Genomic DNA, 24,484 nt, shown 5'->3' on the forward strand with positions numbered 1-24,484 from the left:
TTGCTATGATTTTTCTAAAACAAAGTGAGCTTTTGTGTATCTGTTCCGATTACTCTTTCTTTTACTTTTATCTCTAATAACTATCGCCAATGCTCAGGATCAAACACTTGAAAAAGTTTCCGTACAGTTTGAGTGGAAACACCAGTTTGAGTTTGCAGGGTTTTACGCAGCCAAGGAGAAAGGTTTCTATAAAGAGGCAGGACTTGATGTCACGATCAACGAGCATTCTCCTGGTATCGATACGGTTGAAAATGTATTGCAAGGTGTATCGACCTATGGAATATCCTCTTCACAACTCATACTTGATCGTCTTGCCGGGAAAAAGGTAGTTCTGCTTGCTTCCTATTTTAAACAAAATGCTCTTGTCCTGATCACAAGACCGGAGATCCAAAGCATTGAAGCATTAAAAGACAAACAAATCATGGGAACAACAGGTGAGTTAACTCAATCAAGTCTTGCTGCTATGCTACAGTTACACAACCTAAAGCCGGATGATATCACGGTGATACCTCACAGTTATGATATCAACGCATTTAAAAACGGTGAAGTCGATGCTATAACTGCCTTTATTTCAAATGAACCTTTTTTTCTTGATCAAAAACAGGTATCTTACAAGATCTTCAACCCTGCTGAGTATGGTATTTACTCTTATGATGTTGAGCTCTTTACCAGCGAGAAGGAAGCCACACAACATCCACATAGGACACAAAGATTCATCAATGCTACACGTAAAGGCTGGAAGTATGCACTCAATCATAAGGAAGAGATCATTGATCTCATCTATGAAAAATATTCCAAAGCCAAATCAAAAGAAGCACTGCTCTATGAAGCCAAAATCACTGAAAACCTCATCAAAAAGGAGCTCTTTAGCATTGGAGCTATCGTACCTGAACTAATCAAACTCAACACCGATCTCTACGTACAGCTTGGGATGGTCACTCCTGATTGGGACCTTGATGGTTTTATCTTTAATCTCAAACCTCACAAGATCAACCTGACACCTACTGAGTCAGCATTTATTGAATCACATCCCATCATTCGTTGCAGCGCTGTATCATGGAAGCCCTTTTCTTCGATTACGGGAGAAACATACAGCGGTATATTTCATGAGTACTACAAGTTGATAGAACAACGTACCGGTCTTAAGTTCGAATTTGTAAAAATAGGTGACGGTGTCAATTTCCAGTATGTTCTTGATGCATTGAAACGCAAAGAGATCGATATGATCTATGGGAGCGGGAAAACACTTGAGAGAACAAACTATGCCCTCTTTGCCGGACCTCTCATGCAGGCAAGCTTGTCCATTGTATCCCATAGAGAAAACCGATTCTATACCTTAGAGAGTCTTAAAGATAAAACGATTGCTGTAGCAAAAGGAAGTACTGCTTCAGAGTACATCAAAGAAAATTTTCCTACAATGAATCTTCTGTATACCAACAGTATCGATGAAGCACTCTATAAGGTCAGTGAGCAAAAAGCCGATGCCGTTGTTGACAACCTGGTCGTACTTGACTATATGATAAGAGATAACTACCAGTTTCATCAGATCGAGATTACAGGTATCAATGATGATGGTTTTGATATCTATGGACTAATACGGGATGATTATCCTATCCTTCGCCAGATACTCGACAAAGCCATCCGGTCTGTAACACAAGAAGAGTTATTAAGTATCAATAATAGACTGATACGTTCTACGATACAGACTACAAATCCTTATGATATCAACTTAAGTACAGAAGAGTTGGCAATCATCAGAAAAAATACATTTATTTCATTGAGCAAACATGAAGCAGAGTACCTCAAAGAGAAAAAATCATTGACACTTTGTGTCGATCCAAACTGGTTACCGTTCGAGAAAATGGAAAAAGGGAAGCATATAGGAATGAGCGCCGAATATTTTGGGTTGATCTCATCTAGAATCGGTATTCCTATTACTGTCATACCTACAACAACTTGGGAGAAGTCTCTCTCTTATGCAAAAGCAAGAAAGTGTGATATTCTCTCATTATCCATGGAAACCCCCTCACGCAAAGCCTATCTAGACTTCACGGATCCCTTATTAGAGGTTCCTCTGGTTATCACAACTACCTATGATCAGTTTTTTATTAGTGATATCAGTGAGCTCAGAGGTAAAAAGATCGGTATAGTCAAAGGATATGCGTTCAAAGAGCTTCTGCAAACCAGATATCCTGATATCCAATTTATTGAAGCAGTATCGATCGAAGAGGGGCTAAAAAGTGTCATAAAAGGAGAAACGTTTGGTTTTATCGATAATCTCACCGCAATCGGATATCAGATACAAAAAAACTTTCCGGGCTCTCTTAAGGTCTCTGGTAAATTCAATGAGAAGCAGGAACTTAGCCTTGGTGTACGTAATGATGAACCTGCATTGCTTGGGATATTGAACAAAGCTGTAGGCTCTATTGATGAAAAGACAAAAGAGAATATTCTTAACAGTTGGATCACGATCAAATATGAACAAGGATTTAACTATATACTTTTAGGAAAGGTACTCACACCATTCGTTCTGATCGCACTCTTATTGCTATTTAGACAAAGCGTATTGAGCAAATATAATGCTCAGCTTAAAAATGAGGTAGAAGAAAAGGTTAAAGAGCTGAGAAAGAAAGATAAAATACTGCTCAAAAAACACCGAATGGCTGCAATGGGAGAAGTACTTAGTCTCATTGCACACCAATGGAAACAGCCATTGTCCGCGATTAGTAGTACACTTATGGGAATAAAAGTCAAATTAGTAAGTGGTCAATATAATCTTAATGATCAAACAGACCGAGAAAAATTTTTACTATATCTTGATCAAAAACACAACCGTATCAATCACTATGTAGAGTTTCTTTCCAACACAACAGATGACTTCAGAAACTTTTTTAATCCGAATAAGCATAAAGAGTCTACTTCACTTCTTGTACCAATCAGAAGTGCACTACAGATAGTACAAGGCTCGATGCAAACTCATGGTATTAACATCAAAGAAGATCTTCGGATCGATGCAGAACTTATGCTCTACAAAAATGAAATCACGCAGGTGGTGTTGAACCTTCTTAAAAACAGTGAGGATAACTTTTTGGAGAAGGCTATACCTCATCCGGAGATCATCATTACTACCTACACTGATCAAGATCATTACATAATCCGTATCTGTGATAACGGCGGAGGTATACCAAAAGAACATATAAATAATATTTTTGATCCCTACTTCAGCACAAAACATGAAGATATTGGGACAGGGCTTGGACTTTATATGTCCAAGATCATCGTTGAAGAGCACCATGGCGGGTTACTGAATATGTACAATACTGATCAGGGAGTTTGTTTTGAGATCATATTGACAAAGAGGTATACCGGGAATAACTGAGCTTACTTTTTAAGTGTAAGTTTATAACCCATTCCATAAATATTGGAGATAATCTCTAAAGGCAGCTTTTTACGTAGTTTTGAAACCAGGTTACGGATATTTTTTTCACCTATTTCGATCTGGCACTCATCAAACCGGTAAAGAATCTCTTCCGTAGTACAGAGGTGTTCAGATTTCTCAAGTAAAAGTTGCAATAGAATCAATTCATATCTTGTTAGTTCGATTGCTACTCCTTCCTGTGAGAGAACATTTTTCTTACTATCCCAAACAAACCCTTCACCCAGTTGTAACATTGTAGTCTCAGATGGTTGGTTCATCTCTTCAATGATTTTACTGCCCAGATTACCTAGAACATCTATCAACTCTTCATATTTAATCGGCTTTGTTAAAAAGTGGGAAATACCAAGGTTTATCAATGGTATCAAAAAATTAGAGTCTGTATGTGCAGAAAGGATAATGATCTGCTGTACACTGTTTATCTCTCTTACCCTTGTACTTAGTTCTATCCCATTCATCGGTGACATCTGGATATCGGTCATAAGCAGATCAAAACTTTTGTCATTTTCAGAGTAGTATGTTTGATAAAATTTTAAGGCTTCTTCCCCACTTGAAGCGACAGTTACACTATTAAAAAGATCTTCAAGTAGCTCAGCCATATCATTCCTTAGTGGCTCATAATCTTCTACTAGAAGTATCGAAAGATCTTTAGTTTTAGAAAAAGTCTTACTATAATTAACCATGATTTTCTCTTCCCCTGAGTTATTCCTATGAAAATATTAACATAAAAATAAATTATATACCATTAAAATTATCATAAGTATTAATTATTACTTAAGGTACCCCATTGCAGTAGCGATAATGTCATCATCGTCTTTACTTGGAGACTTCAGTACGACCCGATCTTTCCCTTCCTCGATAAACTCGATAAAGACATTCTCTCCATAAGAAGAGACTTTTGATATTCCTTGCTGGCGTGCTAGTACCTTCATCACGATCACATCGATGAACTGCTTAGTGACCCTATCAAGCTTACCGAACCTATCTTCGATCTCTGAACTGATCTCATATACTTCCCCGGTAGTTTCGCAAAGTGAGAGACGACGATACAGTTCAAGACGGAGTCTATCCTCTTCAATAAGCTCTTCATTGAGATACGCATCGACATTGAGCTTCATATCCACATGCTGGCTGACCTCTTTATCCTGACCACTTAGTTCCTTGATCGCATCCTCAAGCATACGCAGGTAGAGGGAATATCCGATCTGTTTGATATGCCCGGACTGTGCTTCTCCAATAATATTTCCTCCTCCCCTGATCTCAAGGTCATGGAAGGCCAGTACTGCTCCACTGCCAAGATCCGAGTGTGATTCCAAAGCAAGCAGTCTTCGTTTTGCCTGTTCCGTCAAACGGTCTTTGTCTGAGACGATAAAGTAGGCATACCCCTCTTTTGATCCTCTTCCCACTCGTCCGCGTAGCTGATGCAGATCTGCGATACCGAAGTTATCCGCACCATCCACGATCATTGTGTTGGCATGCGGCATATGGATACCCGATTCAACGATCGAAGTAGAAAGCAGCAGATCATACTCCCCGTCTTCAAACTTCATCATCTCATCTTCTGTCTCTTTGGCTGATATTTTAGAGTGCAATACCGCGATACGAAGAGTTGGAAGAATATCCAGGAGCTCTTTTTTCTTATCTTCAATCGCTGCAATCGAGTTAAAGACATAGAAGACCTGACCACCGCGACGCAATTCACGCAGGATTGCCTCTTTGATCACCTTCTCATCATAACTCTTCACAAATGTACGTACACCTTGACGTTCAACCGGAGGAGTAAGGATCTCGGAGAAGGTCTTCACCTGTGACATTGCCATATTGAGACTTCTTGGGATCGGAGTAGCTGACATTGAAAGCAGATGCACATCGATACTGATCTCTTTGAGTGCTTCTTTTTGTTTCACCCCAAACTTATGTTCTTCATCGATCACAACCAGCGCCAAATTTTTAAACTTTGCTCCAAGCAAAGCATGGGTTCCTACCACGATATCGATCGAGCCGTCTTCAAGTCCTACCAATACTTCACGTTTTTGTTTGGCTGTAGAAAAACGGTCCAGCTTCGCTACCCTGATCTCTTCATCTTTAAAACGTTCTTTGAGTGACTTGAAATGCTGTGCACTAAGTAATGTGGTCGGTGCGATCATCATCGCTTGGTAACCGTTTTTTACTGCAACATACATCCCGTTCATCGCTACTTCTGTCTTCCCAAACCCTACATCGGCACTAAGCAGCCTGTCCATCATGCGGCCGCTGCTGAGATCATCAAGCATTTCATAGATCGCACGTTCCTGATCTTCAGTATGAATAAACCCTGCTTTCGCCATAAAGATCGTATGCTCCTCAAGATTTGTTTTAAGTACGATACCCTTTTTAAGATGGCGTTGTGCAGAGAGGTTGATAATCTGAGAAGCGATAGCAAAAAGTTTTTCCCTGACTTTGCCTTTGAGCTTTTTAAAACTGGTTTTCCCCAGTCTGTCAAGCACAGGCAGTGTACCGCTGTCAGCTACAAAACGATCAATCACCTCTAGATTGCTCACAGGGATCAGAAGTGAATCCTCGTTTTGGTAATGTATCACGACAAACTCGCTTACAGCTCCCAATACATCTCTCTTCTCTATCCCTTTGAAGATACCGATTCCGTGATTTTCATGAACTACATAGTCCCCCTGCTTGAGTTCATCCAGGATGATAGTTGCTTTTTTAACCTTTTTACGTTTGACCGGTTTGTTTAAAGAAAGGATCAACCTGTCAGCACTCATCAAGTTAACGATACCTTCCTGATAGACAAACTCTATCCCCTCAAAACTGGCTAGATCACTTCCACGAACGATCGATTCATTTTTAGCCAGGATCGTTATTTTTTTATCTTGATGAGACTCCAAAAGTTTATTTGGATCTGCCACCTCAAGATCACGGTATCTTTTGCTCTCAGGCACTACTGGCAACATAAAAGACTCTCTAGGAATCATCGGAGCATCCAACTCGTAGATCTCATCAAGCTCTGCAGCCAAATTCGATGTCAAGACAGAGTTGAACTGCGCTAGCGCACTCTCTCCAAGTTCATCAAGATGCCACAATCCCAATGAATCTATATCTTTGACGAAAGTATCGTAATTACTTTGGGCCACCCTGCTCTTGAGTGAGTCATACTGCGCTTTATCTAAGGCAAGAAAGGTAGGAGGGAAAGTAACGTGGTCCAGTTCATCCTCTCCTTCTTTAGGTAGGATACGTTTCTGTGTCGCCTCATCAAAATGCTGTATCGTCTCTACTTCCTCATCAAAAAGCCCGATACGATAAGGCTGCTCAGCATCAATCGGGAATATATCGATGATATCACCACGGAAAGAGACTTCCCCTGCACTCGCAGTGATATCTGTAAAATGGTATCCCCAATGATAAAGCTTATCTTTTAATGCTGCAAGGTCTAGTGTATCACCAAACTCTATCGTATGCTTCCCAAAATATTCCGGTTTGGGAAAAGGTATCAGAAGTGTACGATATGGAGAGATCAATACCTTTTTATTCTGGCTTTGATGATATGCTGCCAAGGTGATAAAAAGTCTGTATATCTCCTCATCATAAGTTCGTAAATCTTCTCCTGCACTTACACGGATATCCGGTAGCACATAACTCTCAAATCCAAGAAGGTTTGCTATATCACGTATCTGGATAGCTTCTTTATCATCCTTACAAATAAGGAGTTGATGTTCGGTAAGGTTTTCTAAATATTCGTAGATATTACTTTGATACATGACTTTCCATACTTTTTAAAAATTCTTCAACAACGTAAAACGAACCAAATACAAGATAATGTTCATCTCTTTTTATCGTACCTTCATAATAACGATACTCCAACCCTACACGTTGCAATGCCTGTTCTATCTCACCAAGTGTCGTTGCACGCTGAGAATTGATCTTGATGATCTCGACACGCTTTACCTTAGGTTTCAATGTACGTAAGACTCTCTCATAGTCCTTGTCATCCAACGAGTTATAGATAAGTACCGTTTCCGGGTCCATAGCATTGACGATTGCCTGTGCAGCCAAAGGATTGTGCCCGACATCAATGCGGATATTCGTTTTAAGCTGATAGAAACGGCCAAAAAGCTTTACACTTTCTAGATCATCAATATCATAATCAATATCCAAGATATCCAAAGCCTGTAAAGCTACCATAGCATTCTCTACAAGATATGCACCCCACGAAAGACTTTTGGCAATCTCTTGCACTTTCTCCATTAGTCTCTTATGACCGGCCCTGAAAACTGTATTTAAAAAGAGTACAGCACCTTTTTCTTGAGCGATCTTCTGTGCCACATCGACAACTTCTTCATAAGGTTGTGGTGCAAGCACAACCTGTTTTTGTATACTGTTGATCTTGGTCGTTGCGATCTCTTCGATGCTTTGACCTAAAAATGCTTGATGATCGATCCCTATAGGAGTAATGATACTAAGTTCCTTCTCACACACATTGGTCGCATCAAACTCTCCGCCAAGCCCTGCTTCCAGTACCACAAGATCACATTTTTCAAACACGACAAAAGCCAGAAGCGTCGTATATTCAAAATAGCTGAGTGATTCACTCATCTCCTTATCCAAAATAGCATAGAGCTTTTGATGTGCCTGCTCTAAAACTTCATCAGATGCATCTTCTCCGTCTATCCAAATACGTTCATTAAACTTGATAATGTGCGGTGAGGTATAGTGCCCGGTTTTCAGCCCGCCTTTATATGCCAGATGTGCAAGCATACGGCCTGTTGAACCCTTCCCGTTAGTGCCGACTACGTGTACGGTTTTGGGCCTGGAGATATGAGGTTTGAGTAGACCATAAGCAATATGTACACGTTCATGGTCGATCTCTTTGTAGTAAAGAGGTTTTGCCTCTAAAAAATCTTGTAAGGACACGTTCTAATCCTTGGAATCCTTGGTACTGTATGTACCTTTCGCACTCACATAAGCGAGGAACTCATCAAGTGCTTTTGCCAAGGCTCTTCGAATCGCTTCTATCCTAAGTGTAGAAGCATCCAACGAGCTGGCATGAATATCTGCTTCATCGATCGTATGGATTGTTTTGCTCTCTTTACCCTGCTTAGTCACCATCTCGAACTTGACATTGAGATTGACTTGGTAACGTGTTACATACCCGTCTTCATAAGAAAGCGGTGTAAATGTACTGCCATCATACGTAATTCGAATATGGTTCTGTGCCATCGCTTTAGGTACGACACGTCCTTTGAATCGTGTATAGATCATACGATTCATCTCATCTTTGATAAAAGGAGCATTTTCAGGCTCTACCCTGTCTACGATTACTTCGATAGAGACATTCTCTGAAAAACTGTTTTTAATTGCCTGTGTAGATGGTTTATATCCGCAACCGCTGATAAGCAGCATGGATAAGATAGCAAAAAGCGGCATAAGTATACTTTTTTGAAAAAAGTCTTTTGTTCCTCTACTCATACTGCTCTCCTTTATCTTTATGCATTAAGCCGGTTTTACTGCAAGGTTGACCAGTTTATTCGGTACAACGATCTCTTTAACGATCTGCATTCCTTCAAGCCACTTAGCACCTTCTTCTTTGGCTCTAGCAAGGATCTCATCTTGGCTTGCACTAGGGGAGATCTCAAACTCCGCACGCTTCTTCCCGCCGATCATCACTACATAAAGGATGCTCTCTTGAACAAATACCTCTTCCTTTACTTCAAGTAATGCTTTGAGGTTCTCTCTTCCAAAGAGTGCTTCGCTCAGTTCACTTGCTGCATGAGGGATGATAGGTTCAAGGAGATTGAGCATTACATACATTCCTTCACCCCATACCTCTGCACTCTCTTGTTTATCAAGTGCGTTCATTGCCTCCATACATGCTGCGATCAATGTATTGAAAGCAAAGGTCTTCTCATACACATCTGCTGACTTCTGCAATGCTTCATATACCTTTTGACGTGCAAGTTTAGCCTCTTTGGAAAGTGCTCCATGCTCAATCACAGGTAATGTTTTACCTGTCACTTTATCCGCTCTGTCATAAAGCTTTTTGATAAATCTGAATGCACCGTCCACGGCATTGTCATTCCATTCAAGCTCTTTTTGCGGTGGCGCAGCAAAAAGGATAAACAGTCTTGCAGTATCTGCCCCATACTCTTCGATAAGTTTATCCGGGTCTACAGTGTTCCCTTTGGACTTACTCATCTTCGCACCATCCATAGTAACCATTCCCTGAGTCAGTAGTCTGTTAAACGGCTCATCGATATTGACATATCCCAGGTCACGAAGTACTTTTGTGAAGAACCTCGCATACAATAGGTGAAGGATCGCATGCTCGATCCCTCCGATGTACTGGTCTACACCCAACCAGTAGTTCGCCTCTTCCTTATCGATACCTACTTCATTCCATTTTTTAGGATTGGTCGCATAACGGAACTGATACCAGCTTGACTGCACAAAAGTATCAAGTGTATCGGTCTCACGTACAGCATCCTCTCCACATTTTGGACACTTACAGTGCTTCCATGTCGGATGGTTGTCCAACGGATTCCCTTCACCGGTGATCTCTACATCTTCAGGCAATGCGATCGGAAGATTCTCTATCTTCTCAGGTACCAATCCGCAAGATTTACAGTGAACGAACGGGATCGGTGCACCCCAATAACGCTGACGGCTTACACCCCAGTTACGAAGCTTGTAATTTGTCGTCCCTTTACCAAATCCTGCCTCTTCAAAAGTTGCAATGACCTTTGCCTTTGCCTCATAGTTATTGAGTCCGGTAAATGCTGCTGAATCTGTCAGCTCACCCTCACCGGTATATGGAAGCTCTTCACCGCCGCTGATCACTCTTTTGACCGGGAGGTCATACTTGGTTGCAAACTCATAATCTCTCTCATCATGTGCAGGTACTGCCATAACCGCACCGCCGCCGTAACTTGCAAGTACGAAGTTAGCTGTCCATACCGGTACCTCTTCTCCGGTAAGCGGGTGGATCACAGAGATTCCAAGCGGATATCCCTCTTTATCTGACTGCGCTCTCTCACGCTCACCCATATTTGCAATAGCTGTGATCTTTGCAGCTGTCTCATCATCAAGAAGATTATGTTCTACCATGTACTTCGTAATAGGATGTTCAGCAGCGAGTGCTGAGTAGCTAACACCGTAGATAGTGTCAGGACGTGTAGTAAATACCGTGTACTTCTCAAATTTTCCGTCAAGTTTTGCTTTACTCTCTTCGCTCAACTCAAAACTGAATTCAAGTCCCTGAGATTTACCTATCCAGTTCTCCTGCATCGTGAGTACCTGGTTTGGCCATTTGCCCTCTAGTGTTTTCAAATCTTCAAGCAGCTCATCGGCATACTTAATGATATCAAGGTAATATCCCGGCATCTCTTTAAGCTCTACAGGATTATCACAACGCCAACAGCATCCCTCTTCAACCTGCTCATTTGCCAAAACGGTATGACAATCCTCACACCAGTTTACCGTTGTTGATTCACGGAAGAGTAATCCCTCTTCAAACATCTTGATGATGAACTCCTGCTCCCACTTGGTGTAGAGTGGGTCACAGGTAGCGAACTCACGTGTTTTAGAAAACGAAAGCCCCAATGAGTTGAGCTCTTTTCTCATATAGTCGATGTTAGAGTAAGTCCACTCTTTTGGATGACGTCCGTGCTTGATCGCAGCATTCTCTGCAGGCATACCGAATGCATCCCAGCCGATAGGATGCAGTACATTGTAGTCTTGCTTTCTATAATAACGTGCTATCGCATCACCGATCGCATAGTTACGTACGTGTCCCATATGCAATCTTCCACTAGGGAAAGGGAACATACTCAAAATGTACTTTTTCTTCTGAGTTAAAGAATCCGAAGGCTCAAATGCCTGCTCATCATCCCACTGTTTTTGCCACTTGGCTTCGATCTCGCTTGGAGTATAACGCATCAAAATCTCACTTATCAATGATTTATAAAATTAAGGGGATTATATCCAATCTGTGGTTAGGAGGAGTTTTAGCGGTATTGCTCCTCTTCAGAGATATTGCAACTACACTCAGCGAAAGGTATCACACTCTCTTAAATTACCCGTACGTAATCCTCTTCTAAACCATTCTATACGTTGTTCAGAACTGCCATGTGTAAAGGCATCAGGCCTGACGGTTCTACCCGCTTTTTTTTGCAATGTATCATCACCGATAGCACTTGCAGCGTTCAATGCCTCTTCCACATCACCCTCTTCGATAATACCGAAATCCTTGTGCGCATAATGTGCCCATGCGCCTGCATAACAATCAGCCTGTAACTCTACTTTGACTTGAAGTGCATTCGTTCTTTTGCTATCTCCTCCCCACTGCTGTTTGGCTTTTTGTACTTTCGCCAATGTACCCTGAAGGTTTTGGATATGGTGCCCTATCTCATGAGCCAGTACGTAAGCCTGGGCAAAATCCCCCGGAGCATTATGATTGTTTGCAAGCTCCTCAAAAAATCCAAGGTCCAGATAGACCTTTTGGTCAGCCGGGCAGTAGAATGGACCTACTTGAGCCGAAGCGAAGCCGCACCCGCTTTGTGTAGCACCACGGTAAAGTACTACTTTTGGTTCTCGATATCCCTTTAATTGCTTGTTCCATACATCTTCAGTATTGGCTAATACCGTTGAGATAAATGCAGCATTCTCGTCATCTTTTTTCTGATCAACCGGCTTGGAAGCCACTCCTCCTACTCCCAGCATGGAAAGCGGGTTAAATCCGCTGAGATAGGCAACCACACCCAATACGATTATTGCCCATCCGAACTTTGTTCGAAGCAATGGTCCCAAAAGTCTAAACAGGAACAGTATCGTCCCTGCTGAAATGCCTCCTCCACCTGTACTTGAACGCCTGTCATCAACATTGGAACTGCGTCTTTGGTCTCGCCATTTCATCAAACTACCCTTTACAATTTTCTAGATAAATTATACCAATCAAAAGAAAGTTTCCACTACAATAATAACAACAAAAACTATTGGAGTCAAACTGTGTCTTTAGCCCTTGCAAGAAAATACCGGCCTGCTACTTTCAGTGATCTTATAGGTCAGGAAGCAGTGTCTCAGACCCTCTCACTTGCACTGGAAGGAGACAGGCTCTCCCACGCATATCTATTCTCTGGACTCCGTGGTAGCGGTAAGACCTCTACAGCACGTATCTTTGCTAAAGCGTTGCTCTGTGAAACAGGTACATCTTCCCATCCATGCGGTGTATGTACACACTGTGTCATGGCAAGTGAAAACCGTCATATGGATATCATCGAGATGGATGCTGCAAGTAACCGGGGTATTGATGACATTAAAGATCTTATAGAACATACCAAGTATAAACCAAGCTCTGCACGTTTCAAGATTTTTATCATAGATGAAGTGCATATGCTTACCAATCAAGCTTTCAATGCCCTGCTTAAAACACTCGAAGAGCCTCCGGCCTTTGTCAAGTTTATCCTAGCAACTACAGACCCGCTAAAGCTGCCGGCTACCATACTCTCCAGAACACAGCATTTCAGGTTTAAAAAAATTCCTCAGAATCTTGTACAGGGGCATCTTGAACATATTTTGAACCTTGAAAATATCGGGTTTGAAAAAGAAGCCCTAGATATCATTGCCCGTACGGGGGCTGGAAGTTTGAGAGACTCTCTTACACTGCTTGATCAAGCAATCGTGTATTCCAAAAACTATGTAGATGTTTCTACCGTAACCAATATGCTTGGTATCATTGAACCAAGTTTGCTTGAACAATTGATCCAGAATATCATTCGTAAAGATCAGAGCAAAGTGCTAGAGTTCCTTAAAATCGCATCCAACTATGAAGCTGAGATGATCCTAGATGAATTGACACTTTATCTGAAAGCACAACTGCTTTCCAAAAGTACTGCATTAACTCCTATGATCATTGAGCGTTTCTTCAGAGTCATCGCAGAATCCAAAGGACTGCTTGCACTTGGGAGTGATGGTGAATTTATCCTGACATTAACACTGTTCAAAATGATGGAAGCCCTGCATATCAAAGAGATCGATACCATGATACACGCCCTTGAAAAAGAGTTACAGGGTATACAGATCACTATGCCGTCAATCGAGCCAATACAACCAACACATTCTGAGGTGATCACAATCACCGAAGCTGATCTTACTCCTTTACGCCCTAGTGTAAAACAAGAGAGCCCTGTAGAACCTAATGTGGTTAAAGAAATCCTAGAGCCTAGCCCTGAAACTACGGAAGAGATCAATGAACAAAATATTGAACAGATCCTGGAAGAATCGTCAGTAATAGAAGAACCGTTTATTGATGAACAAGAAACGGAGATAAAGCCTGATGAACCTCTCCAGGAGAAGGTAACGGCGCCAGACCTGAACAAGAAACGCTTTGAGGCACTCGTACAAAAAATATTTGACAGAGATTTTGAATTGGGTATGTGTTTTGAGACGAATATCGAATTTGAAAGTTTTGAAAACGGTACACTAACCTGGAGCTCTACGGCACAGGGTGAAGAGAAAAAACAGCTGATCACCCATTGGGGTGTGATCAACATGTTTGTCAAAGAGCTCTTTGGATTTGATACCAAGATCCTCAATATTTCAAAAGAACAATCCCCCCAGGCACAAGAAGAAACAAAAAAAAAATCTGATGAGATAATGATATCTTCATCTGAGAATAGCACTGCTCCAACAGATGAAGAGAAAGAGTGTAATGCTTCTGCATCTATGCTTGAAGATGTTGAGATGAAAAGCTCTTGTATTGCACCTGAAGCAGGTGAAACCGAAGCGGCAAAAGAAAAAGATCCTTCTACCTTGTTAGAAGAACCGATGATAAAGGCTGCGATTGAACTGTTTGATCCTAAAAAAGTAAGAATTAAACGAAAAAGCTAGCTTACTCGATCCATGCCTGTGTGACGATCTTTGGATTGTCATCATAGATCTTGATCTTTTCTGCACGAAGACATGCTCCATTATCATCAAGCTCGAAAACAATCATATGCATCACTGCTTTACATTCATCAGGTACATCAAAGTGACCGCCAATTCCTGTGAGAAAACGTCTTAAAGGCACGTCTTCTCTCATTCCTATGACACCATCCCTGCATCCGGTTAGCCCTACATCCGTGATATAACAGCATCCCTTAACTATCTGAAGGTCATCTGTTGCTACATGCGTATGGGTACCAAGAATCGCTGAAACATCTTCTTTGAGCATATGTAAAAGTGCCTGTTTCTCACTGCTTGCCTCTGCGTGCATATCAATAATGATATGCCTAAAACCTCTGGATCGTAATAATGCCACTTGTTCAACAATCATTGTAAAAGGATTATCCACCATAGGCATTGTATAATGTCCCATAAGGTTAAGTATCGCTACATTTTTTCCAAGAATCGTTGTTTCAAATATCCCTTTTCCCGGAGCACTTTGCGGATAGTTCATCGGTCTAATAAGCGGGTGGCTGTCAAAGAGCTCAAAGATCTCTTTTTTATCAAAACTGTGATTTCCACCTGTCATCATATCAATGCCGTATCCCAACAGTTCGTTACAGTTTTTTTCTGTCAATCCAAAACCGTGAGAAGCATTTTCATAGTTAGCTATCGTATAATCGATAAAGTGTTCTTCTTGTAATCTTTTGAGATGTCGTTTAAGCATAAGACGCCCGGGTTTACCGACAATATCACCGATAAAACCTATACGCATATACCTATTTACCCATAAATGGAAGTAAAGCAGAAGCCCAAGTCAAACCACCGCCAAAAGTATCAAGCAACATTAACTCACCGGTTTTAAGCTTACCGGATTCATACAGATCATTGATCGCCATAGGGATAGAAGCCGCTGAAGTGTTACCGTATTTATGTACAGTCAATGCTACCTGATCATCTCTCATTTTGAGTGCATCACCTACTGCCTTAATGATACGGTAATTTGCCTGATGCGGGATAAAGTGAGGGATATCTTCTGACTTGATGTTGTTGTGTTCAAGGATATCTTTTACATCTTTAGTCAAAGTCTTGACAGCCAATTTAAAAGTCTCATTTCCTTTCATCTGTACAAAATGCAGTTTTTCATCGATCATAGCAACACTTGCAGGATGTACTGCTCCTGGAGCAGGAGTTACCAAAAAGTCTGAGAAAGAACCGTCAGCACTTGCATGTACATCGATAAACCCTTCCTCTTTGTTCTCTGTAGCAGAGATCACTGCTGCACCTGCACCGTCACCAAATAATATACAGGTCGTTCTATCTGTATAATCAACAATAGAAGAGAACTTTTCAGCTCCAATAACAAGTACGTTTTTCTTCATTCCAGATTCAATAAATGCTTTGGCAATCGAAAGGACATAAACAAATCCGCTACATGCAGCCGAGATATCAAATGCCTGTACATTATGAATACCAAGTTTATCAGATATGATACAAGCCGTTGAAGGCATATTGAAATGATCCGGTGTTACCGTTGCACAGATCACAAGATCAATCTTTTCTTTAGCAATACCTGCACGTTCTATCGCCATTTCGGCTGCTTTTGCCCCCATATCACTTGTATATTCGTCATCTGCAGCAATACGACGTTCTTTGATCCCTGTACGCTTCACAATCCACTCATCAGATGTATCAACAATCTTTTCAAGGTCTGCATTGGATAAAATCTTTTCCGGGACATACGCACCGATAGATCTAAAAGAAGCATAAACTGGCTTAGTTGGAGACATATTTTTCCTTAACAAAATAGTGAAGAATATTCTACCATAGTTTTGGATGATAATTTCTAAAAAGGAGGGATAATCAAAGAAACAAGAGTACTCTTGTTTCTTAAGGTGATACGTTTTTAGTTACCTTCTGACAATCGTTTTTCTATTGTTGTGTTGACATCTGATTCAACATAACGTATTGCCTGGAAGATTGCATTTTTTATTGCTTTTGGACTGGAAGCACCATGAGAGATGATTGCACATCCTTTAAGACCTAAAAGCGGTGCTCCACCATACTCATCTTTATCGATCTGCTTTTTCATGTTGACAAATACTTTTTTCTTCATCATGAATGCGCCGATCTTTGCAGGAAGTGACTTTCGAATATATTGCTTCATCAGATCAAAAACCGTTGCAACAACACCTTCACTTGTCTTAAGCAGGATATTGCCTGTAAACCCGTCACACACAATCACATTTACTTTCCCGTTAAAGATATCTTTTCCTTCAACGTTCCCGATAAAGCCCTTAAGATTCTTCAAAAGAGGGAAAGTAGCCTTGGTCAGTTCATTTCCTTTGCTGTCCTCAGAACCATTCGAAAGCAATCCTACTGTTGGTGAGCTGATACCCAAAATCTTCTCAGCATATGCTTCACCCATTGCACCGAATTCATAAAGGTTTTGTGGCTTACAGTCCGTGACTGAACCAACATCAAGTACCAACGTTTTGTGTTTACCGATACTTGGCATAAGTGTCGCAAGACCTGGCTTAGAAATCCCTGGAAGACGACCGATTCTCAGTGTTGCAGCAGTCATTGTTGCACCACTGTGCCCTGCTGACATTACAGCATCTGCTTGTCCTTCACGTACAAGTTCTACTGCTTTGTAAATAGAAGAATCTTTACGTTTAAGTGCATCCGTTGCAGCATCTGACATATCTATCACATCACTGGCTTCAACAATTTCAACTTTATCTACATAATAAGGAGGAAGGAATGAGAGGATCTCTTCTTTATCACCTACAAGTATAGGGATAAACTTTCTTTCTTCTAGTGCTTGAACCACACCTTCAATTACAGGTTCGGGACCAAAGTCCCCACCCATTGCATCAATTGCAATTCTAATCATTGCGATTAAGCTTTAGTAGCTTTGTACTCACCTGTAGTCATATTCATGTGGTGAGGCATTCTCCAAGTTCCATCTGCATCTTTTACAGGCATTGGAAGTGTCAATTTATAGTGTGTTCTTCTTTTTGCTGTTCTAGTTTTACTTACTCTTCTCTTAGGTACTGCCATTTTCTATCCTTTAAAATTCAATTTCGAAATTCTCATCACCATTGTCACAATTTTCACAATAATGATAAGCACCTTTGAGAGCATTTATCTCACTCTCCAAGATATAGGTTAAATCGATGTCTCCATCCAAAAACTCAATTATATCCAAATCATCTTTATCTTCAATCATCATATCACTGATGGTAAGATTCAACTTACCTTCAATGGGATAATCATAGCTTTGCCCGCATCTGTCGCAGTCAAGTTCTACTTTCCCGCCCATAACGGCATCAAGTGCTACACGATGATATCCACTTTTCTGAAGCGTACCACTGAGTGTGGCATCTCCCAGGCTCACTTCAAAATCTTTTGGAGTCGTGCCTATTTTATCAAAACGAATAATCATTTAAACTCCTTAAAAGCTTAGCTTTGGGAATTTATTCCTTAGTGGATCTCTCTTTGTGCAAAGAAGAAATTGATCTCGATTTCTGCATTTTCCAATGAGTCACTTCCATGTACAGCGTTTGCATCAATGCTATCAGCAAAATCGGCTCTGATTGTACCTGGTGCTGCTTCTTTTGGGTTTGTTGCACCCATAAGCTCTCTGTTCATAGCCATTGCATTTTCACCCTCAAGTACAGATACTACAACTGGACCAGAGATCATGAACTCAACAAGTTCTCCAAAGAATGGTCTATCCTTGTGAACTGCATAAAATGCTTCTGCATCTACACGTGAAAGTCTAGTTTTTTTTGTTGCTGCGATTCTAAGACCTGCATCTTCAAATCTGCTTAGGATTTGACCTACAACGTTTTTTGCTACTGCATCTGGCTTGATAATTGATAGTGTTCTTTCCATTCGGATATTCCTGCTTCATAAATTTTACTTCGAATCTAAAATTAGATGAAAGTATCGGGCGGAATTTTACCAGAAAAAATGTTAAATTGAGATTAAATAAAGAAGGTATTAAAGTATTACATAGGAGAAACCTCCTATGTAAAAAGAAGATAGAATTAGTCTTCGATAACTGGTTTTCTAGCCGCTCTATCATCCATAGAGATAGCATCTACAAACGGCATTTCTGCATCAGCATCATCCATTACGTAGTTGTTACCATCAATATAGTTACCACCTGAGAAGTGATCTTTATGTTCAGATGTAAATGGCATATCCCAAGTGATACAACCCTCTGTTGGACATGCTTCTGCACATGCAGGAGTATCGTGATGACCTACACACTCAACACATTTGTCAGGATATACATAATAGTACTCCTCACCAGTTGGGTTATCATCTTCGTCAACGATAGCTTCTACCGGACATTCATCAATACATGCTGCACAGTTGATACAAGTATCATTAATCATTACTGCCATAGTTTTCTCCTTAAAGTTGTTGTGAGTTAACTATAGCACAAAATTTTAAATAACTCTTTAATATTTTATTGATTTTCTCTGATTTTTATAAATACGTACCGTATTTGAACAAATTTTTATTATAAGTGTTATTGATAATTGATAAGAGAAGGATTCCGCCAGTACTCAAAAGAGAAACTGGCGTTAAAAATTATAAATGACGGATCTGTTTATAGCCCTAAAAAGCTTTTGATCTCATCTACTCTAGTAGTCTGTTCCCATGTAAAGTCACTATCTTCTCTACCGAAATGACCGTAAGCAGCAGTCTTTTTATAGATTGGTCTGAGCAAATCAAGTTCATCTATGATCCCCTTTGGTGTCAGATCAAAAAGTGCTTTCACACACTCTGTGATCTTCGCCTCTTCTACTACAGCTGTTCCATGCGTGTTGATATAGATCGATACAGGTGCAGCTACACCGATCGCATATGCGATCTGGATCGTTGCTTTTTCACATGCACCTGCAGCCACAAGGTTCTTAGCTACATATCTTGCTGCATATGCCGCAGATCGGTCCACCTTGGTCGGATCTTTACCTGAAAATGCTCCACCGCCGTGTGGACATGAACCACCGTAGGTATCAACAATAATCTTACGTCCTGTCAGTCCTGCATCACCTTGAGGACCTCCGATAACAAATCTTCCTGTCGGATTGATATGGTAAGTGATATCATCATGCATCATTTCAGCCGGTATTACCGGTTTGATCACCTCTTCAAGGACTGCTTTTTGCACTTGCTCAAGAGAAACAGTATCATGGTGCTGTGTCGAGATAACGATCGTATCGATCGAAACCGGTTTTTCATCCACATACTTAACAGAAACCTGTGCCTTACCGTCAGGACGTAAGAAAGGTACGGTACCATTCTTTCTAACCTCTGCAAGTTTTGCAGTGAGTTTATGTGCCAATGAGATTGGCAGCGGCATAAGCTCCGGAGTCTCTTTACATGCATATCCAAACATCAATCCCTGATCACCTGCACCGATCTCTCCGCAAGTTTTATCCACACCTTGATTGATATCAGGACTCTGCTCTCCGATCCCGTTGAGCACTCCCGCACTTCTGTAATCAAATCCATAGCTTGCATCAGTATAACCGATCTCTCTGACTACTTCTCTTGCAATCTCCTGCATTGGAGCATACGCTGTAGTCTTCAATTCACCTGCAATAACACAAAAACCATTGCTCAGTAATGTCTCACATGCAACCCTTGCATTCTTATCATGGTCAATGATATAATCAAGTATTGCATCAGAGATCTGGTCAGCCATTTTATCAGGATGACCTTCAGTTACTGATTCGCTTGTAAAAATGTATTCGTTAGCCATTTTTTAATTCCTTAACTTTTTTGTCCACTGTCACTGAACTTAAAAAAATACTTTCCAAGTATTTTTTTAAATTCAGGGCTACACTCCAGTAGAGTGCCCTACAACTATTTACCTATCTGTTCTTAGATCTTGATTAATTCTGGCTGCCAATTGTTCAGGTAAAAGCCCTAAACTCTCTTCAACCAACTTTGTACTTCCATGTGTAATAAAAGCATCATCATACTCAAAAGTGGTTAATGAAATATCACTGATGTTCTCTTGGCTTAAAAATTCCAATAAAGCTGACCCCACTCCGCCTTTTGCTGCAGAGTCAGAGAACACATACCACTTCTTGTACTTACTGCTCAAAGCGGATAGCATCTGTGTATCAAGCGGCTTGACAAAACGCAGATCAAGAATACCGGCTTTTTCCTCCATCATCTCTGCAGTCAGCAACGCACGGCCTACACCGTTACCATACCCGATAAATAGAAGTTCATCACCCTCTTGAAGCATAACCGACTTTCCAAGTTCATAAGGCTCACAACTACTGTCAGGTGCAAGAAATGTACCTCTTGGATATCTGAATGCACAAGGCCGTTCATATTCTTTGGCAAATGCCATAGCTGCTTTCATACTGCTCTCGTTATAAGGTGCCAGAAGCGTCATATTGGGAATCGCTCTAAGATAACTTACATCAAATGTACCTTGGTGTGTCTCACCATCTTCTCCAACGATCCCTGCTCTATCGATCGCGAATGCCACACCGAGATCCATAAGGCAGATATCATGAATTACCTGGTCATATCCTCTTTGTAAAAAGGTAGAGTAGATCGTACAAAAAGGTTTAAATCCTTCTTTTGCCAAAGGACCCATAGAAGTTACCGCATGTTGTTCCGCGATTGCAACATCCCAAAAACGCTTAGGGTATTTCTCCATCGCTGCACTTAATCCTGTACCGCTTGGCATTGCAGCAGTTACCCCTACGATCTTCTCATCATTATCAGCCATTTCGACCAATGTTTCGCTATAGATCTGTGTAGCAGATTTTGCACTGCTTTTTTTAGAAGCTTTTCCTGTTTCCAAATCAAAGGCCCCTACACCGTGCCAGTGCTCTTTGGTACCTTCTGCAATCTCATAGCCTTTACCTTTAGTTGTCTGAGCATGAACGATTACCGGTTTTTTCAGCTTTTTTGCTACCTCAAATGTCTCGATGAGTGCCTCAATATTATGTCCGTCTACCGGTCCAATATACTCGATCCCCATCTCTTCAAACATAATGCCAGGAGTGATAAGCTTGAAAGACTCTTCAAAACGCTTAGCCATATAAGTAGCACCTTCAGGCAAATGATCAAGCGCTTTTTCAACTTTTTGCTTAAATTTTTGATAAAACGAACCTGCCATTGTTTGAGAAAGGAGTTTGCTGATCGCACCGATAGGTTTGGCAATACTCATCTCATTATCGTTAAGGATGATCACCACCGGATATTTTCTATCCCCGAGTTCATTAAGTGCTTCATAGACCATACCCGCACTCATACTGCCATCCCCGATAAAAGCAACAGGAATACGATCTTCACCTTTGAGTGCGATCGCCTTTGCTGCACCGACAGCCAACGAGATTGAAGTCGAACTATGCCCTGCGACATAGTAGTCATACTGAGATTCTTTTGGCTTGGTATAACCGCTAATGCCGCCAAATGTACGTAAAGTATCAAATGAATCCCATCGATCGGTCAAAAGCTTGTGCGCATAAGCCTGATGACTAACATCAAAAATGAACGGATCTTTTGTCACATCAAAAACCCTGTGCATTGCAATGATCAGATCTGTCGCACCCATAGTAGAACTTAAATGTCCTCCATTATGGCTTACAGTCAACAGTATCTTCTCTCTGATCTCTTCAGCTAGTTTCTGAAGTTCTTCAATCGAATGCTCTTTGATATTCATTTTAACTCTTTACATACGCATTGATGAGTTTTTTTGCAAACTCGATATGGCTCTCATCATAAGAGATCCCTAGCTCATTCGCAATATCTCTCACTGCTTTTTTTGTCACTTTTTCTGGTTTGATAGAAGTGTCTTTAGGTGACATAAACTCATTCAGTATAAAGGGTGAGACCTTTACACTTGCTGGATTGACTACTTCTACTCTCTTCATACTATGCAATGATCTCTGAAAAATGCCTAAAGAAAGTGCTATTTTGTTCTTCTGTTCCAATAGTGATACGAATAGCATTCATTCCATAAGAAGCAAGATCACGGATGATCACACCTCTTTTAAGCAAAGCATCTGCAATATGACTAGAATTTAAATTCTCATCAAACAGATAGGTGATAAAGTTTGTATAGCTGTCGATATATCCGATACTGTTTTCATCAGCAAAGGCTTCATAACGCTTGATCTGCTCTTGGTGCAACGCAACACTCTGTTGAACAAAACTATCATCTTTGGTAGCTTCTATTGCTACACGCAAAGAGAGTGTCGTGATATTAAACGGTGGCCTCATCTTATAGAGCTCTTTAATAAGTGGAGCTTGTGCGATACCATATCCCACACGCATACCGCCTAGGCCATGTGCTTTAGAAAATGTACCGAGATAGATTACATTATCATATCCCAAAAGATCATTTGGTGTGATACGGTACTTTTCATCTTTTGCAGCAGCATACTCCATGTACGCACCGTCTACAACGATCACTGTATCACTACCCATCGCTTCGATCAATGCAATCACATCCTCTTTGCTTGTCGCATCTCCAGTAGGGTTGTTTGGAGTACAGATATAAACGACTTTTGGTCTATACATGTTATATGCCTCCATAAACTCTTCAAACTTGTGCTCATGGCTCATAGTCTTATAAACTTTTGCACCCATCTGCTTTGCATAGATCTCATACATTGCAAAAGTCACTCCACTCATTAATACCGAAGCGTTTTCATCAAGTACAGCACGAGAGATAAATTCCAATACCTGGTCACTACCTGCACCGATAATGATATTTGTATCCTCTACATTGTATTTCTTAGCAAGAGCAGCCTTAAGTTCAAACATACTGTCATCAGGGTAGAGATGAGCGATATCTGCATGCGATCTGATCACTTTTGCAATGGCAGGGTTGGTACCGATTGGATTTTCGTTGGAAGCAAGCTTCACTACATCTTTAGGGGCAATCCCATATTCACGTACAACCAACTCAATCGGTTTACCGGCTTCATAGGTTTTAATACTGTTAAGTACTTTATTAAACTTTATATTCATCTTTTACTTCTTTTTTGAAATTTTAAACATCATCTGCTTCACGCACATATGAACCAAGTACCTTGATCTCATCAGCATGTTTCTCTAAGATCGGCTTTATCTTTTCATCATCTTTGTGACCTAAGAATTCGATAAAGAAGATCGATTTACCCTCTACGATATGCGACTTGATCTTGGTAAGGTTAATCTTTGATTTCTCAAAATCATTAAGAAAACTTACCAAAGACCCAGGTGTGTTATCAAGTTTTACCAGCAGGGAAGTCTTATCATCTCCTGATGGTAGATTCTCAAAGTTTGATATCACTAAAAAACGTGTACGGTTGCTTGTATCATCTTCTATATTCTCAAAACGTATCGGAAGATTATTGATCTTTGCTGCAACTGATGGACAGATCGCAGCAGCATTCTCATCCTTCATTGCGAGCTTCGCTGCCTTAGCTGTTGATTCCACTGGAATATGCTCGATCTCATTCAGTCCAAGATCTTCCATAAACAATCTACACTGTCCAAATGCAATATCTTTTGAGTAAATTTTATCGATCTTTTTGATATCCTCAGACAATGTTGCAAAAGAGAGATGCACATCGATCACCACTTCAGCAATGATCTTAAGATCATATTCATCTAAAGAACTAATCGTATCACTCACAATCCCGCTGGAGCTATTTTCTATCGGTACTACACCGAACTTTGCTGTACCCTTTGTAACTTCACGGAATACACCCTGGATCGAACCGATCGGCAGGTACGCACTCATTGCACCGAACTTACTTTCTGCCGCCTGATGGGTGAAACTTGCTTCCGGTCCAAGATAAGCTACACCTTCAGGAAGTTCAAGGTTACGTGAGACTGCAAACATCTCTAAAAAAAGTGCATCGATCGCCACATTGGTCAATCTGCCCTTGTTTTTTGCCTTCAGACGATTAAGAATCGCCTGTTCACGTTCTGGACGGTAGATCGGTGCACCAGTGGTATTTTTCAATTCACCGACTTTATGTACAAGATCCATACGTTGATTGTATAGCTCTAAGAGCGTATCATCGATCTTGTCGATATTTTGACGAAGCTCATCCAAAGTCATGCTCATTCTCCTTTAGCAAGCGCTAT

19 protein-coding genes and 1 pseudogene are annotated in these 24,484 nt (G+C 40.8%); 2 read left to right on the top strand and 18 right to left on the bottom strand.

Annotation, left to right across the window (positions count from 1 at the left end; genetic code table 11):
• Positions 1 to 34: 34 nt before the first annotated feature.
• Complete coding sequence (locus PGH07_RS03935) at positions 35 to 3,379, top strand: ABC transporter substrate-binding protein (protein WP_289412688.1); 3,345 nt, start codon at positions 35 to 37, stop codon at positions 3,377 to 3,379.
• A gap of 2 nt (positions 3,380 to 3,381) precedes the next feature.
• Here PGH07_RS03935 and PGH07_RS03940 read toward each other — a convergent pair whose 3' ends face one another.
• From PGH07_RS03940 to ypfJ, 6 genes are all read right to left on the bottom strand, one after another.
• Positions 3,382 to 4,119 (bottom strand): response regulator transcription factor, encoded by a 738-nt coding sequence (locus tag PGH07_RS03940; RefSeq protein ID WP_289412689.1) that lies wholly within the window; start codon positions 4,117 to 4,119, stop codon positions 3,382 to 3,384.
• Between the two features lie 87 nt (positions 4,120 to 4,206).
• Positions 4,207 to 7,191 (bottom strand): transcription-repair coupling factor, encoded by a 2,985-nt coding sequence (gene mfd / locus PGH07_RS03945; RefSeq protein ID WP_289412690.1) that lies wholly within the window; start codon positions 7,189 to 7,191, stop codon positions 4,207 to 4,209.
• Positions 7,178 to 8,344 (bottom strand): bifunctional folylpolyglutamate synthase/dihydrofolate synthase, encoded by a 1,167-nt coding sequence (locus PGH07_RS03950; RefSeq protein ID WP_289412692.1) that lies wholly within the window; start codon positions 8,342 to 8,344, stop codon positions 7,178 to 7,180. The genes mfd and PGH07_RS03950 overlap by 14 nt, the downstream gene beginning before the upstream one ends.
• A 3-nt stretch (positions 8,345 to 8,347) precedes the next feature.
• Positions 8,348 to 8,899, bottom strand: coding sequence for an LPS assembly lipoprotein LptE (gene lptE / locus PGH07_RS03955; RefSeq protein ID WP_289412693.1), 552 nt, complete (start codon positions 8,897 to 8,899; stop codon positions 8,348 to 8,350).
• Positions 8,900 to 8,923: 24 nt separating this feature from the next.
• On the bottom strand, positions 8,924 to 11,365 hold the full coding sequence (leuS, locus tag PGH07_RS03960; RefSeq protein ID WP_289412695.1) for a leucine--tRNA ligase: 2,442 nt from the start codon (positions 11,363 to 11,365) through the stop codon (positions 8,924 to 8,926).
• A 108-nt stretch (positions 11,366 to 11,473) separates the two neighbouring features.
• On the bottom strand, positions 11,474 to 12,340 hold the full coding sequence (gene ypfJ / locus PGH07_RS03965; RefSeq protein WP_289412697.1) for a KPN_02809 family neutral zinc metallopeptidase: 867 nt from the start codon (positions 12,338 to 12,340) through the stop codon (positions 11,474 to 11,476).
• Between the two features lie 93 nt (positions 12,341 to 12,433).
• On the opposite strand from ypfJ, the gene PGH07_RS03970 reads away from it, so the two are divergent.
• Positions 12,434 to 14,314, top strand: coding sequence for a DNA polymerase III subunit gamma/tau (locus tag PGH07_RS03970; RefSeq protein ID WP_289412699.1), 1,881 nt, complete (start codon positions 12,434 to 12,436; stop codon positions 14,312 to 14,314).
• 1 nt (position 14,315) lies between these two features.
• Here the strand turns inward: PGH07_RS03970 and PGH07_RS03975 are convergent, their stop codons facing one another.
• The 12 genes and pseudogenes from PGH07_RS03975 to pheA form a co-directional block, all read right to left on the bottom strand.
• Positions 14,316 to 15,125 (bottom strand): TIGR00282 family metallophosphoesterase, encoded by an 810-nt coding sequence (locus tag PGH07_RS03975; protein ID WP_289412701.1) that lies wholly within the window; start codon positions 15,123 to 15,125, stop codon positions 14,316 to 14,318.
• A 4-nt stretch (positions 15,126 to 15,129) separates the two neighbouring features.
• A complete protein-coding gene (locus PGH07_RS03980; RefSeq protein WP_289412703.1) occupies positions 15,130 to 16,140 on the bottom strand; it encodes a beta-ketoacyl-ACP synthase III in 1,011 nt (336 codons plus the stop codon).
• Positions 16,141 to 16,256: 116 nt separating this feature from the next.
• A complete protein-coding gene (gene plsX, locus PGH07_RS03985; protein WP_289412705.1) occupies positions 16,257 to 17,246 on the bottom strand; it encodes a phosphate acyltransferase PlsX in 990 nt (329 codons plus the stop codon).
• Between the two features lie 5 nt (positions 17,247 to 17,251).
• Positions 17,252 to 17,413: a 50S ribosomal protein L32 gene (rpmF, locus tag PGH07_RS03990; protein ID WP_289412706.1), complete on the bottom strand. Its 162-nt coding sequence runs from the start codon at positions 17,411 to 17,413 to the stop codon at positions 17,252 to 17,254.
• Between the two features lie 10 nt (positions 17,414 to 17,423).
• Positions 17,424 to 17,798, bottom strand: a complete 375-nt coding sequence (locus PGH07_RS03995; RefSeq protein WP_289412708.1) for a YceD family protein — start codon at positions 17,796 to 17,798, stop codon at positions 17,424 to 17,426.
• Between the two features lie 38 nt (positions 17,799 to 17,836).
• Positions 17,837 to 18,250 carry a nucleoside-diphosphate kinase gene (ndk, locus tag PGH07_RS04000; protein ID WP_289412709.1) on the bottom strand — a complete coding sequence of 138 codons (414 nt, stop codon included), beginning with the start codon at positions 18,248 to 18,250 and terminating at the stop codon, positions 17,837 to 17,839.
• Positions 18,251 to 18,563: 313 nt separating this feature from the next.
• Positions 18,564 to 18,768: pseudogene (locus PGH07_RS04005) on the bottom strand (4Fe-4S dicluster domain-containing protein); the annotation flags it as partial.
• A gap of 209 nt (positions 18,769 to 18,977) precedes the next feature.
• Positions 18,978 to 20,135: a methionine adenosyltransferase gene (metK, locus tag PGH07_RS04010; protein WP_289412712.1), complete on the bottom strand. Its 1,158-nt coding sequence runs from the start codon at positions 20,133 to 20,135 to the stop codon at positions 18,978 to 18,980.
• Positions 20,136 to 20,243: 108 nt separating this feature from the next.
• Complete coding sequence (gene dxs / locus PGH07_RS04015; protein ID WP_289412714.1) at positions 20,244 to 22,064, bottom strand: 1-deoxy-D-xylulose-5-phosphate synthase; 1,821 nt, start codon at positions 22,062 to 22,064, stop codon at positions 20,244 to 20,246.
• Position 22,065: 1 nt separating this feature from the next.
• Entirely contained in the window at positions 22,066 to 22,275 is a 210-nt protein-coding gene (locus PGH07_RS04020; RefSeq protein WP_289412716.1) for a hypothetical protein, read from the bottom strand.
• Between the two features lies 1 nt (position 22,276).
• Entirely contained in the window at positions 22,277 to 23,371 is a 1,095-nt protein-coding gene (gene hisC, locus PGH07_RS04025) for a histidinol-phosphate transaminase (RefSeq protein WP_289413088.1), read from the bottom strand.
• A gap of 28 nt (positions 23,372 to 23,399) precedes the next feature.
• The gene (pheA, locus tag PGH07_RS04030; protein ID WP_289412717.1) at positions 23,400 to 24,458 is read right to left on the bottom strand and encodes a chorismate mutase; all 1,059 of its coding nucleotides are present in this window, start codon (positions 24,456 to 24,458) and stop codon (positions 23,400 to 23,402) included.
• Positions 24,459 to 24,484: the final 26 nt, after the last annotated feature.

The organism is Sulfurovum zhangzhouensis (assembly GCF_030347965.1).
Taxonomy (GTDB): Bacteria; Campylobacterota; Campylobacteria; order Campylobacterales; family Sulfurovaceae; genus Sulfurovum; species Sulfurovum zhangzhouensis.